Raw genomic sequence first — 12772 nt, 5'->3', positions numbered from 1 at the left:
AAATGAACGTTACCAAGACCGAAAAACGATGGATACCGAACAAGTTGGAACGAAAATGGGTGTATCTCTCACTGGCACTCGCCATTGTGATCGTGGGATGGGGAATTTGGCAATATTCTCAGCTTCCCTCGGACAGTTTCCATACCAGAGGATTTAAAGGAATCTTTAAAAACTATGGTTCGCTCGCTCGTATTACGCTCTTCGCTGTGCTAGCTCATTATGTCTTCCTGTTTATTTTTCAAAAGAAATGGCTGGATCCATGGGCAGCCGTAAAAAAGCTAATCATTCCTTTAGCGAAACTCGCGCGGAAATGGCATACTCCAGTAGCGATCTTATCCATAGCACTCATCGTTCTTCATGTAATTGGCGCTTTTTTATATGGGATTAAATTGAATTTCTCCAATGTGAGCGGACTGCTTGCCTTAGCGGTTTTATTGCCAGTTCCCATTTCGGGACTTTTCAGATACCGCCGACTGGATAAACAGTGGCATTTGCGTTTTGGACTCGGCTTTGCTGTTTTGTTCTTGATTCACGCGTTCTTGTAAGAAAAGCTCGCCGATAACGAATCGGTGAGCTTTTTTCGGTAATATTGGAATGATTAATCGTTTTACAGTAGTAAAGTGATTAATCATTCCTTCCATTCGCGTAAGCCCGCTCAAGAAAAGACTTCGTCCGCTCGACGCTCATTTTAAGCGAAACCAAGCGTAGAGAACGGAGCGGACAAAAAATGCTACACGCGAGCTTAAACAGAGCATAGAGGGACGAAGTCTTTTCTCAGTTAGGACAACTATGATATAAATACAGAATCTACTATGACCTTGCTCTCAAATGAAATGTAACCTATGTAAAGGAGAAAGAATAAACCATGTCTTTCACACTTCGACACATTCATTTGCCGGAAGATTACAACCAGCTAGCCATGCTCCTCAATTCGATCCAACCTGATTCTGTTTCAGTAGAGCAACTTCAAGAGCAGGATCTCCCTGTACCCACCGATTCTAGCTTGTATATGGACGAGGCCGGTCAACTCAATGGTTATGGTCGAGAAAGGGTGGTCGTACAGAATGCGGAGGGGACTATCATTGGATATGGGAAAGCCTGGCGTACTCCTTGGACTTCACCAGGAAGCGTATGCAGTCTATTCTGTGTTCACCCTGATTTTCGCAATCAAGGAATTGGTGAAACAATCCTCGCACATTTGGAAAATTGGGCCAAATCTGTTGGTTCGACGCTTCTTTTGTCAGAATTAAAAGACTGGATTCCTGCTTCTCTTCCTTTTGTTCAAAACCGCGGATATTTACTTGACGCCCATGTAGTTGATTTAGCACTGGACGTCACTCGGTTTGATCAAACGAAATGGAAGCATATTGTTATTCAATTGCAAGAGAGCGGAATCAAGTTTCTTACCTTGGCTGACGAACCTACTGAAGAATCAGAACGAAAACTATATCAATTGTACAAGGATACTCTCGTGGATAACCCGGGGTTTGTAGGTGACTTGCCTGATATTGACGAATGGAGAAAACAGGCACTTCCGTCTGAACGGACACGTCCCGACCTTACTTTCATTGCCGCCGACGGTGATCAATTCGTTGGAGTGACCACCTTGTTTACCACGGATGCGTCAGACGTACTGTATACCAATTACACAGGTGTAAGGAAGGATTATCGGGGCAGGAGACTTGCTTTGGCATTGAAAATACGATCAATAGAGGCAGCAAAAGAATCAGGTGCAACTCGGATGCTCACGGAAACAGAAGCCGAGAATTTTTCTATGCAAGCAGTGAACAACAAGCTGGGGTATGAAGTAGGCAAAGGGACCTATCGTATAATGAAGCAATTATAAGGAAAATAGAAAAGATAGAAGAGAAGAAGAGGTAACGAAATCGTTACCTCTTCTCGAATCCATTACCTCTTCTTCAGATTAATTGCCGCATCAATATGACGGAGTGCCCTCAGATAACTCATTTCGGTAATCCTTGCTTTTTCATATTGCCACTGGATATAGTTGCGCAGTGACAACAGGTCGACCCATGCTTCTTTTGACTGCGGATTCTGATCGGGAACTTCTCCCGTGACTTCCCCTTCATGTACGGCTTTTGCCAGATCTTTAGGGTGCATCCCGATTGGATAAGCTATTTGAAAGAGCGCAATTTTCATTTTTTCCACCTCTCTTCTTCCATCCGAACCAACTGCTCTCCTTGGTATTACCTAGTTTTCTAATGTTTTATCATGTTCTTACTTGATGTTCAAGAAGATTCACTTTCCACATCTACTTTTTACATTATTAATATTGAAATAACCATATTGTTATATTAGTATTGCGTGGTGAGAGGTGATTCTTAATGGAGCTAAAAAAATTAGCCAATGCATTAAAAGCACTGGGAGATCCGACTCGATTAAAAATGATTGCGTTACTGAATGCAAGGGATTGTTGTGTGTGTGAGCTGGTACCGATATTTAATATCTCCCAACCAGCCATTTCTAGGCATATGAGCCGCCTGAAAGCGGAGGGGCTTGTGAATGAACAACGCAAAGGGCAGTGGGTTTTTTACTCATTGAACCGCGAGCAGTTGGAGGCAATTGGATTTGCACTGGCCAACTTACCCGATGTGACGGAGGAATTCAAGGCACTGGAGGAAAAAGGGCTGCTGGTTTGCTGTACCGAGTCATGAAGAGACAATGAGGATGGAGAGAAATCATGTTTCACTTGTGGAGTGCTTGTTTGATTTTTGTGATTACGCTTGTGTTTGTGATTTGGCAGCCCAAGGGTCTTAACATTGGGTGGTCAGCTACCGGTGGGGCGTTACTCGCTTTGCTTGCCGGGGTTGTCAGCTTATCTGATGTAGTGACCGTAACGGGGATTGTATGGAATGCGACGTTGACGTTTGTTGCCATTATTCTCATATCGTTGATTCTGGATGAGGTAGGATTTTTTGAGTGGTCCGCGTTGCATATGGCGAGATTGGCAAAAGGCAATGGTCTTCTCATGTTTGTCTACGTCATTTTACTGGGGGCTGTTGTTTCCGCCTTTTTTGCTAATGATGGGGCTGCGCTCATTTTGACGCCGATTGTTCTCGCACAGGTTAGGGCGCTTCGCTTTGATGAGAGAAGGGTGCTGCCGTTTATTATGGCGAGTGGTTTCATCGCAGACACGACATCCCTTCCCTTGATCGTAAGTAACCTGGTGAATATTGTTTCGGCAGATTTTTTCCATATCGGGTTCGTACAGTATGCGGGTCGAATGATAGTGCCGAACCTGTTTTCATTGGTCGCAAGCTTGGGCGTCCTGTTGTGGTTTTACCGCAAGGATATTCCAAAGAAGTACGATCTCGGCCATCTCAAACAGCCCAAGGAGGCTATTAAAGATTTGCAGTTGTTTCACTTTTCCTGGCTCATTCTGGGAGTACTCTTAGTCGCTTACCTTTTGGGTGGCTTGGCGCATATTCCCGTATCGGTACTGGCTGGGGTTGCGGCTATCGCATTTATTCTGGCGGCGAGAAGAAGCCACGTGATTCAAACCGCTCAATTAGTCAAGGAAGCGCCTTGGCCTGTGGTCGTTTTTTCGATAGGTATGTACGTGGTTGTGTACGGGTTAAGAAATGTAGGGCTAACCGACATGCTGGGACAAGCCATCCAATTGTTTGTGGATAAAGGATTATTGGCGGCTACGATCGGAATGGGATTCATCGCGGCGATTCTATCCTCCATCATGAACAACTTGCCAACCGTGATGATTGACGCATTGGCTATTCAAGGAACGCATGCAGGTGGAGCAGTTAAGGAGGCGCTTGTCTACGCCAACGTCATTGGCAGCGACCTGGGACCCAAAATTACGCCGATTGGCTCGTTGGCGACACTTCTGTGGCTGCACGTCTTGTCCAGAAAGAACGTCAGGATTACGTGGGGGCAGTATTTTAAAACAGGGATTCTGCTGACGATTCCTACCCTGCTCATCACGCTAATTGGTCTGTATTTGACCCTTCTGCTCACCTGACCAGATTAGGGAATATGGGAAGACTTCCAAATCATTTTATAAAATGAAAGGGGTAGATCCACATGGCAAACACCAAGCCGCTCGTGTACTTTCTTTGCACTGGAAATTCATGCAGAAGCCAAATAGCAGATGGATTTTTAAAAGCGTTAGGCGGGGATCGATACGAAGTCAAGAGTGCCGGACTTGAAGCGCATGGGCTTAATCCTCGGGCAGTTCGGGTGATGCAGGAAGCCGGAGTGGATATCACAAGCCATACCTCCGACGTCATTAACCCTGAAACCTTGAATCGTGCTGATTATGTCATTACGTTATGCGGACATGCGGACGAGCATTGCCCTGTGATTTCTAATCCTCATGTGGTGAAGTGGCATTGGGGATTCGATGATCCTGCCAAAGCCACGGGGACTGAGGAAGAGATTATGGCTAGTTTTCGTGCGGTTCGCGATGCGATTCACGCTAGAATTAATCAGTTCCTCGCGGAAGGGAAATAAGAATCTTCTCAAGCTTCGTATGTACGCAACGTTTGATCTGCTTGACGAATCAATATGAGAATCAGAATCGTGGCTATGAATCCGCAAATTACTATTGGAATGAACAAGAACCAAAGAAATAGGGAGATACCAACAACCAGCAATGAGAGTACGGTAAACGCGATCGTAAACCATAGATAGTATCTCCATCTAGTATTGGCCATGTCTGCAAGCTCCATTTTTCCTGATTGAAGAGCCAATTCTTCAATGCCTTTACAAAGATTGAATATGACATATAGATTTAATACCGTCCCACATAGCGATAGGAGTACAGCGACACCCGATAATGGTTCAGTAGTAGACAAGGGGATATCCGTCTGAACGTGAAACAGTTCCAGAATCGAGAAGAAGAGCAGAGGGATGGTAGCGATTTTGGCATTATTGAACCTGATGTTTAGTGTCGATAATTGTGAAAAACCAATCAACATTAGGATGAAACCGATAAGATCGGGCAAGACATCAAACCCGTTAAACCTGAAATCGAGAAAGACCAGTAATATTCCCCAAAACACTTTGGATAGACCCGTCATGTATCTCCCTCCTTTTGTTATTTCTATATTTTAGAATAATTGAACCTTTCCCTTTTAGCTTAGTAAAGTTAATCGGCAACGGTGGGTAGTACAATATCAATTAATTCTCGCAGATCGTCGATTATAGCATCTGCTTCTATAACAGTTTCAAATTGATGATTTCGTTTCCAAACTGCCTTTATTCCAACATTACGGCTGGCTCGGATGTCGTTGGCGGGATGGTCACCCACAAAAATAGCCTTTTCTGCTGGAACATTCAGTTTATTTAAAGCACGAATAAAAATCGCTGGGTCAGGTTTTCGGAGTCCTTCCCACTCTGATATCAGCACCTCATCGAATAAATGATTAATATGTAAAGCTTTGAAATTATCGTTCTGGAAATTTCCAAAGCCGTTTGAGACCAACGCTAGTTTAATGTTATGTTTCTTTAGCTGGGTAAGCATATCCAACAGATTAGGAAAAGCAATACAATGTTTATGAAAATTATTTATATAGTCATTCAGTAGCGAAGCCCAATGAATATTTTGTATAGGGAACTCATTTAAAAGTTGCTGATACACTTTGTCTTTCCATACATAACCGTGATTATCCAGTTCCATGAAACGCTGAATAAATCTCTCTTTCTCAATAACGTGAAATTCCTTCAAACGATCATACTGGTCCCTAATAAACGATATCAGTGATGAGTCACGGTCTAATAATGTACCATCCAAATCAAAAAGAACAGCATCGAATGACAATACGCACACTCCTTTCAACCTGGAAAATGCAACCTGGTGATTTCCCTTATTAAACTAAAAGAATTTAGCTACACTTCCATACGTACCATTTTCTGTATTATCCTAAAATAATACCACAGTAATCAGTATTAAGTTTATTGTATTAAGCTATAAAAGACTGCACAAAAGTCCTGGATTGACACTGCCTTTTCTTAACTCTGGAACCCCGAAACCCCAATATAAATGGCCGCTCCCCACATCACGCAAGCGGATATCCGATTGATGACCCTCATGACTCGCCCAGAATTATCCAACCGGCCTGTCATTCGACCAACTATGGCTAATCCGGTGAACCAAATCCAAGAAACCAGGATGGCAGCAAGAGCGAAGGCGAGTTTTTCTGCCCCCGTGTAGCTTAATGAACTGGTTCCGATAACCCCAACCGTATCCATTATCGCGTGGGGATTCAGAAGGGAGACAGATGCGGCAAAAGCGATTTGTTTGCCGGGGGTGGACGTCTCCGCACTGTTATTTTCACTGTTGCTAGCTGCTGGGCTGCTTCTCCAGGTGTTCCAGCCCATATAAAGTAAAAAGAGTATCCCCACACTGAGGAGTATGGTTTTGAACCAAAAAGAACCGAGTATTGCCAAGGACACTCCTAGAACGGCAAGAGTAATCAACAGTGTGTCGCATAGTGAGGCAGTCAGGACAACTGGCAGCGCATGGATGAATCTTTTTTGAAGAGCCCCTTGATTAAAAACAAATACATTTTGAACACCGAGTGGAAGTATAAGTCCAAATGCAAGAATGAATCCGTGAATGAAGGCTATGAACACTTCTTTTTCCCTCCGATAACATGACGTATGAATACAATGATACTCATCGATCGACTTCTGTCTCCAACCAATTGGATGGATTCTAAACCAACCAAATAGTACAATATGTGCAAACCACACGGCGAGGATGGGTTTCATGTTCCAATCAAATTGGAAGCCAAACAAATTCGCAGAAGTTCCTCTCTATATTCAAATCAAGGCGTACATAAAAGGAAAAATTGAAACCGGAGAGTGGCCCGTAGGCAGCAAAATCCCACCACAGCGCACAATGGCTGAATTATGGGAAGTAAACCGGAGTACAGTTGTTGTGGCAGTAGACGAGTTAATTGCGGAAGGGCTGCTTGAAGGCAAACCCGGAAGCGGAACGAGGATCACGAATAATTCGTGGTCCTTAATGACTTCTACCCCACCGCCGAACTGGAGCTCGTATGTTCACGCGGGAATTCATCAGGCCAATTTGCCAACGATTCAAGAGATCAATCGAGCGGAGTTTTATCCCAATATCATTCGGTTAGGGACGGGAGAGCCATCACCCGATTTATTTCCTCGTGAACAGATGACGAACGTATTCAACCGATTGGCAGACCACATCGATTCACTTGGCTATGAAGAACCAAAAGGGTTGCTTTATTTAAGAGAACAACTCAGCAAGCACCTGAAAACACACGGCATCGAAGCTTCACCGTCTTCTATATTGATTGTCTCAGGGGCCTTGCAAGCCTTGCATTTGATTTCCGTCGGTCTGTTGCAAAGAGGATCAACAATCTTTCTTGAAAAGCCCTCCTATCTGTATTCCCTGAATGTGTTTCAGTCCGCGGGGATGCGATTAATTGGACTTCCTCTGGATGCTAACGGAATTCAAATCAAAGCCATCACGGAACAAAAACAAAGGCAAAATGCTGCTTTGCTCTATACTATTCCTTCCTTTCACAATCCAACGGGAATCGTCATGTCGGAAACAAGACGACGAGAGCTGCTAAACGCATGCGAACAGGAACGACTTCCAATCATTGAAGATGACGTGTATCGAGAGCTGTGGCTGGAATCGCCTCCGCCACCACCTTTGAAAGCCAACGACAAAAATGGCCTTGTTCTGTACCTTGGCAGCATGTCCAAGACCTTAAGCCCGGGATTACGAATCGGTTGGATAGTAGGGCCTGAGCCGGTGATTGAAAGGTTGGCCGATATCAAAATGCAAACCGATTACGGGGCGAGTTCCCTTTCTCAGTGGACTGTTGCCCAGTGGTTATCAAGCGGGTTCTATCATCAACATCTGGATCAGGTTCGGCAAGAATTAAAGGTTCGAAGAGATGTCATGATCGATGCGCTGCAAAAGCATTTTTCGGATCTTGCCACTTGGACGGTTCCTAAAGGCGGCTTTTATGTCTGGTTGAAGCTGCAAGACTCCCTTTCCATACGCAATCTGTTTGAAAAGGCTCTACAAGAGGGAATTCTCTTAAACCCGGGGAATGTGTATGATCAACATCCCAGTCAGCATCTGCGGTTGTCCTATTCCTACGCTTCCATAAGCGAAATAGAACAAGGCCTTCAACGACTGTCCTCCATTATCAGGCAACTGAGATAGGATGGAAGAAAAAGATTGCAATTTGCAAATAATAGACGTATAAATATGGGGAGAGGTGACGGGATGGAAAATATTCGTGATATCATGCATACCATGACCAGACGTAACGGGTTGTTAAACAAAAATTGTTGCAGTGTGGATGGAATCGATGTGTCGGTTGCGCAAAGCCATATCTTGTATGAGATTAGTCGCCAGCATCAACCGTCCATTCAACAAGTAGCAGAGGCCTTGGGGATGGACGTTACGACCTTTAGCCGACAAGTGCAATCGCTTGTGGAGAATGAACTCGTGAAGAAAACGCCATTCCCGGACGACCGACGAATACAGATTCTGGCTTTAACGGAAAAAGGCGTGAAAATCAACGCGTACATTGAGAACCTGATGAATTCCTACTATGCGGACGTTTTTTCGCAAATGACTGATTTTGAGAAGGAAACGGTGATCCGCTCTCTTCGGCTGCTGAATGAGGCAATGGGCAAAACCAAGCAGTGCTGTAATCCGATGGGTGTATAAACCCATTTCTTTTTTAGTTAATACTTGCATTTTGCAAATATCGTAGGGGTGATTGGTATGTGGTCAGCGGTTTTTCAAGATTTTTTATCCATTGCACTAGAATTAACGCTCTTGTTTATTGGAATCTCTTTTGCCATCAGTTTGTTGCAAGGTTTCATTCCTTATCAGAAGCTAGAGAAATACTTGTCTGGTAAAAACACGGCATTGGGAGCTGTGATGGCACTCGTCTTTGCTTTTGTTACACCGTTTTGCTCTTGCTCCACTATTCCAGTCGTTGTGAACCTGCTCAATAAAAAGGTTCGCTTTGGGATTGTCATGATTTTTCTGTTCGCTTCGCCGGTTCTCGATCCCACGATTATTACCTTGATGGGGGCAATGCTGGGAGTCAAAGTTGCGGTTGCCTATACCGTCATCACATCTGTTTTGTCAGTTCTCATCGGGTTTGTCTTAGAGCGGCTTGGTTTTGAAAAGCAGGTCAAACATGTTGTGATGACAGGCTATAAAGAACCGGGCAATGGTTTCAGTATCAAGGGAGCGCTGGCTGAAACGTTCTCTTTGATGAAGTCTGTATACCCTTATCTGATTATTGGGGCGGCGATCGGTTCTGTGATTCACGGCGCAGTTCCTACCGAATGGATCACAACCTATATGGGAGGAAATCAATGGTGGATGGTTCCTGTAGCCGCAATCATCGGGATTCCTCTGTACATTCGGCTTTCGACCATGATCCCCATCTCTCAAATCATGATTGCCAAAGGGATGGCGATAGCTCCCGTGATGGCTTTGATGATCAGTTCGGCAGGAGCAAGCCTGCCTGAGCTTACCCTGTTAAACTCTATTTTCAAAAAGCGCTTGGTTGGCGCATTCGTGGCATCCGTGTTCACCATGTCGACCATCTCAGGCTTGCTATTTTACCTAATTTAAGGAGGAGAAGAATGATGAGTCTATTCAAAAGTTTGTTTGGGAAAAAGCAAAATTGCTGTTGCAATGTGGTGATTCAGGAGGTTAATGAAGCGGAAACCAAGGAGACGGATATTAATGAAAACTGCTGCGGAGGTAAGAAAGAGTCAAGCCAAGAGAATGAGCAGGAAAACAAGGGAGGTTCCTGTTGCAAGTAGTTTTTTACTATAAAAGGGCGAGCTTCTCAGATAGTAGGTGCCTGAAGGAACTTATCAATTGGAAACGAATTACATGATGAACCGTCTCTATGAAGGAGAATAACATCACATGTAAAGGAGAGACCTATGAAAAAGAGCCTTTTCTTCACATTCATGGCCGCCTGCCTTTTCCATACTTGTCTAACAGGAGCTTCAGCTGAAGAAAAAAAGCAGCCTGCTCCAGTATTTCCAATCGAGCAGAATTTCAAGTGGGGCCTGATGGATCAAAATGGCAAGGTCCTCATCAAGCCGCGATTTGATGTGATTGAGGATTTTTATTACGGACAGATATCCAGGGTACGGACTCAAGATAAATGGGGGTTGATCGACAGAAGCGGACGCATTTTGTTAGAGCCCAAGTACGACGAGATTATAGAAGAAACAGACTTTGTGGCGGTGCGTATAGCGAACAACTGGGGGTTCATGGATCAATCGGGGAAGTGGATTTTCTCGCCACAATTTGAAAAGTATGATCGTAACTCCAATATCACCTTGCACAAACAGCTATTTACCGTGAAGCGCAACGGGAAGTGGGGAAGCTTTGATCCAACTGGAAAAATTGCTGTCCCTACAACCTACGATGAGTTGATTTATCAGGATCAGAGTGATACATTTCTGGCGAGAATCGGCAATAAATGGGGAGTCGTCTCAGCGAATGGAACCGTGATTGCCAAGCCTGCGTATTCATCCGTTAGTTCCTTCGAGCATGATATGGCTCTCGTTACAAACAATCGCAAGTATGGGTATATCAACCGCCAAGGGAAATTGACAATCTCGCCCCAGTATCAGTATGGCTATGGGTTCTATAATGACTATGCCATAGTTGAAAAAAACAATCGATTTGGAACCATTGATAAACAAGGCAGGGTAGCCATCCCTTTTTCTTATCCGAATCTTGTCCTGTACTCCAACGGGGTCGCTTCCACGAAAGTCAAAGACAAATGGAAGCTCATTGACCCGACTGGTAAAGTCATCTCCCAAACACTCTATGATAACGTGCAGGAATACAACAATCTGATCATGGTTACGCAAGGAAAACAATTCGCCTACGTCTTGAAGCAAAACAACCAATATCGTGTAGGTCCGATGGTTGATGAGAGAAAGGATTCCGGTCAAACACCGATTCGCGCTTTTCGCGAGGGTACAGCGTGGGGGTGGATGGACAATAAGGGGAACGTGATTGTACCGCCTACCTATCAGTCCGTCAGCTCGCCTGATGATGACTTTGTTGTTGTGAAACTGGATGGGTTATACGGAGTTTGCGACCTTCAGGGGAAAGTCATTATTCCGATTCGCTATAACCAGATTGGCGATCTGTCGAATGGGCTGTTTAGCGTGAAAGACAACGGCAAATGGGGAGTTATTCAGAGAAATGGGGATGTCCTCATTCCAATCGAATACGAGGAGCTTTCTAGCAATAGTGAATCCGGCTTGTACAAGGTAAAAAAAGACGGCAAATGGGGAGTGGTCAATCAACAAGGTGAGATTCTAGCGTCCCCAAAATATGATGATGTCAGGCTCTATTCAGACCTGATTGAGCTCTCCATTGCGAATAAACGAGGTTTTTACGATATCAACAGTAAAACAACCGTTGAGCCGCAGTTCGAAGCTTTGCAATATTCGGGCTTTCCACAGGTGTTGGAATATCAGCAGGGCGGCAAATGGGGAGCGATAAAACCTACAGGAAAATTCATATCTCCGCCTGTGTACGATGAAATCACTTGGTTCATAAATGACGATAATCAACAAAGAGTGGCTAAGGTAAGCGTGAATGGAAAATATGGTTATATGAACTTAACAGGGAAGGAAATCGTCCCACCCCAGTTCGATATGGTAGGTGACTTCCATGAGGGCTTTGGGCTGGTGGAACAAAACAACAAATGGTGGTATGTTAACGCGTCGGGGCAAATCGTTGGCAATTTGCAGTTTGATCAGGCGGAACCCTTTAGAGACGGCCTTGGCAAGGTAAAAGTAAACCAGCACGTCACGTATGTGAACAAGCAAGGACAAATCATGTACCAACCAGTCGAGCCAGCAACTACCTATCAATTCACCTATCAACCGTTTGATTGGAAGTCTCAGGATGTGTGGAGCATTCTTCCGGCGCTGACTACTAACACAGATCCTGCTTATCTGGCGAAACAGCCAAGTGTGAAGAAGATCGCGCAAGCGTACTATGAGGCTAATGGTCCCTTTGATCGGGGAGTGCAAATCGATTCTTATAATTTGAATCCAGCAACCCTACTCTTGTCTATCTATTCCATGATGGGTACTCTTGAGCCGGTTAAGTCCGGTGATATCAAAAGTGGAGAAACCTTCGTCCAGGCCCTGATTAAAGCCAAATACGTCAAAGCGGAGGAACTGAATCAAGAGATCACCCCTACACTTGTTGCCCATATCCTGTACAACATCTTCCACGAGGCGAATCCGTCACAAGGAAAGTTGAAGCTGGCAGATACCAAAGACCCTGCACTTCTGTGGGCAGTGGAGAAGGGAATACCGGGATATACCAAGGACAGCCACAATAAATTCGTCTCCACCTTAGGTCCATATTCTTCCTCATACGAGTATGTTATTCGTTTTTGCGCCTACAGTTTCAAGTTTCCACAGGTAAACGGGAAAGGAGACTATTACCCGTATCATATCCAGGATATTAAGGAGTTTCAGCAGCCAGGGAATCATTCTGTTAACAACGCCCTGCTGGTAAATGGTATCCACTATGAAGACATCGTGCTAACTCGTCCGGAATTGGAAGCAGATCCTGTATTTATAGCTGCCCGCGAAAAAGCGAAAGAACCGCTTTTGAAGGAGGCGGAAACAGCCTTCCAACAGTGGTTGGTTGCACAACGAAAGCAGGTTGCCGCCAAATAGTCTAATCATCTAGGAATAAACCCGCATAAAACAC

Annotated in this window: 14 protein-coding genes; 10 read left to right on the top strand and 4 right to left on the bottom strand. The window is 44.6% G+C overall.

What is annotated here, in order from left to right; genetic code table 11:
* Positions 1–2: 2 nt before the first annotated feature.
* Together ACQCN2_RS15745 and ACQCN2_RS15740 are read left to right on the top strand one after the other, a co-directional pair.
* Positions 3–545, top strand: a complete 543-nt coding sequence (locus tag ACQCN2_RS15745) for a hypothetical protein (RefSeq protein ID WP_426929891.1) — start codon at positions 3–5, stop codon at positions 543–545.
* A gap of 320 nt (positions 546–865) precedes the next feature.
* On the top strand, positions 866–1846 hold the full coding sequence (locus tag ACQCN2_RS15740) for a GNAT family N-acetyltransferase (protein ID WP_426929890.1): 981 nt from the start codon (positions 866–868) through the stop codon (positions 1844–1846).
* 62 nt (positions 1847–1908) lie between these two features.
* Here the strand turns inward: ACQCN2_RS15740 and ACQCN2_RS15735 are convergent, their stop codons facing one another.
* On the bottom strand, positions 1909–2160 hold the full coding sequence (locus ACQCN2_RS15735; protein ID WP_426929889.1) for a hypothetical protein: 252 nt from the start codon (positions 2158–2160) through the stop codon (positions 1909–1911).
* Positions 2161–2345: 185 nt separating this feature from the next.
* On the opposite strand from ACQCN2_RS15735, the gene ACQCN2_RS15730 reads away from it, so the two are divergent.
* From ACQCN2_RS15730 to arsC, 3 genes are all read left to right on the top strand, one after another.
* Positions 2346–2675, top strand: coding sequence for an ArsR/SmtB family transcription factor (locus ACQCN2_RS15730; RefSeq protein WP_426929888.1), 330 nt, complete (start codon positions 2346–2348; stop codon positions 2673–2675).
* A gap of 26 nt (positions 2676–2701) precedes the next feature.
* Complete coding sequence (locus tag ACQCN2_RS15725; protein ID WP_426929887.1) at positions 2702–3997, top strand: arsenic transporter; 1296 nt, start codon at positions 2702–2704, stop codon at positions 3995–3997.
* A gap of 62 nt (positions 3998–4059) precedes the next feature.
* Positions 4060–4488 (top strand): arsenate reductase (thioredoxin), encoded by a 429-nt coding sequence (gene arsC, locus ACQCN2_RS15720; protein WP_426929886.1) that lies wholly within the window; start codon positions 4060–4062, stop codon positions 4486–4488.
* 8 nt (positions 4489–4496) lie between these two features.
* On the opposite strand, the gene ACQCN2_RS15715 is transcribed toward arsC, so the two are convergent.
* From ACQCN2_RS15715 to ACQCN2_RS15705, 3 genes are all read right to left on the bottom strand, one after another.
* Positions 4497–5057 carry a hypothetical protein gene (locus ACQCN2_RS15715; RefSeq protein WP_426929885.1) on the bottom strand — a complete coding sequence of 187 codons (561 nt, stop codon included), beginning with the start codon at positions 5055–5057 and terminating at the stop codon, positions 4497–4499.
* Between the two features lie 68 nt (positions 5058–5125).
* Entirely contained in the window at positions 5126–5797 is a 672-nt protein-coding gene (locus ACQCN2_RS15710; protein WP_426929884.1) for an HAD family hydrolase, read from the bottom strand.
* A 191-nt stretch (positions 5798–5988) separates the two neighbouring features.
* Positions 5989–6612, bottom strand: a complete 624-nt coding sequence (locus ACQCN2_RS15705) for a LysE/ArgO family amino acid transporter (protein ID WP_426929883.1) — start codon at positions 6610–6612, stop codon at positions 5989–5991.
* A 136-nt stretch (positions 6613–6748) separates the two neighbouring features.
* On the opposite strand from ACQCN2_RS15705, the gene pdxR reads away from it, so the two are divergent.
* The 5 genes from pdxR (at position 6749) to ACQCN2_RS15680 (ending at position 12738) form a co-directional block, all read left to right on the top strand.
* Positions 6749–8197: a MocR-like pyridoxine biosynthesis transcription factor PdxR gene (gene pdxR, locus ACQCN2_RS15700; protein WP_426929882.1), complete on the top strand. Its 1449-nt coding sequence runs from the start codon at positions 6749–6751 to the stop codon at positions 8195–8197.
* Positions 8198–8260: 63 nt separating this feature from the next.
* Complete coding sequence (locus ACQCN2_RS15695) at positions 8261–8710, top strand: MarR family winged helix-turn-helix transcriptional regulator (protein WP_426929881.1); 450 nt, start codon at positions 8261–8263, stop codon at positions 8708–8710.
* 57 nt (positions 8711–8767) lie between these two features.
* Entirely contained in the window at positions 8768–9634 is an 867-nt protein-coding gene (locus ACQCN2_RS15690) for a permease (protein ID WP_426929880.1), read from the top strand.
* Positions 9635–9645: 11 nt separating this feature from the next.
* On the top strand, positions 9646–9828 hold the full coding sequence (locus ACQCN2_RS15685; RefSeq protein WP_426929879.1) for a hypothetical protein: 183 nt from the start codon (positions 9646–9648) through the stop codon (positions 9826–9828).
* Between the two features lie 126 nt (positions 9829–9954).
* Complete coding sequence (locus tag ACQCN2_RS15680; protein WP_426929878.1) at positions 9955–12738, top strand: WG repeat-containing protein; 2784 nt, start codon at positions 9955–9957, stop codon at positions 12736–12738.
* The last annotated feature ends 34 nt before the right edge of the window (positions 12739–12772 follow it).

Source organism: Brevibacillus ginsengisoli (genome assembly GCF_050113715.1).
GTDB classification, from domain to species: Bacteria; Bacillota; Bacilli; order Brevibacillales; family Brevibacillaceae; genus Brevibacillus_H; species Brevibacillus_H ginsengisoli.
The sequence above is the reverse complement of the archived record's forward strand: the minus strand, read 5'-3'. Positions and strand labels throughout refer to the sequence as shown.

Excerpts from the sequence above, each read along its gene's own strand:
- ACQCN2_RS15680 (WP_426929878.1), top strand. The coding sequence starts at position 9,955 with ATGAAAAAGAGCCTTTTCTTCACATTCATGGCCGCCTGCCTTTTCCAT.
- arsC (WP_426929886.1), top strand. The coding sequence starts at position 4,060 with ATGGCAAACACCAAGCCGCTCGTGTACTTTCTTTGCACTGGAAATTCA.
- pdxR (WP_426929882.1), top strand. The coding sequence starts at position 6,749 with ATGTTCCAATCAAATTGGAAGCCAAACAAATTCGCAGAAGTTCCTCTC.
- ACQCN2_RS15690 (WP_426929880.1), top strand. The coding sequence starts at position 8,768 with ATGTGGTCAGCGGTTTTTCAAGATTTTTTATCCATTGCACTAGAATTA.
- ACQCN2_RS15685 (WP_426929879.1), top strand. The coding sequence starts at position 9,646 with ATGATGAGTCTATTCAAAAGTTTGTTTGGGAAAAAGCAAAATTGCTGT.
- ACQCN2_RS15735 (WP_426929889.1), bottom strand. The coding sequence starts at position 2,160 with ATGAAAATTGCGCTCTTTCAAATAGCTTATCCAATCGGGATGCACCCT.
- ACQCN2_RS15730 (WP_426929888.1), top strand. The coding sequence starts at position 2,346 with ATGGAGCTAAAAAAATTAGCCAATGCATTAAAAGCACTGGGAGATCCG.
- ACQCN2_RS15715 (WP_426929885.1), bottom strand. The coding sequence starts at position 5,057 with ATGACGGGTCTATCCAAAGTGTTTTGGGGAATATTACTGGTCTTTCTC.
- ACQCN2_RS15745 (WP_426929891.1), top strand. The coding sequence starts at position 3 with ATGAACGTTACCAAGACCGAAAAACGATGGATACCGAACAAGTTGGAA.
- ACQCN2_RS15725 (WP_426929887.1), top strand. The coding sequence starts at position 2,702 with ATGTTTCACTTGTGGAGTGCTTGTTTGATTTTTGTGATTACGCTTGTG.
- ACQCN2_RS15740 (WP_426929890.1), top strand. The coding sequence starts at position 866 with ATGTCTTTCACACTTCGACACATTCATTTGCCGGAAGATTACAACCAG.
- ACQCN2_RS15695 (WP_426929881.1), top strand. The coding sequence starts at position 8,261 with ATGGAAAATATTCGTGATATCATGCATACCATGACCAGACGTAACGGG.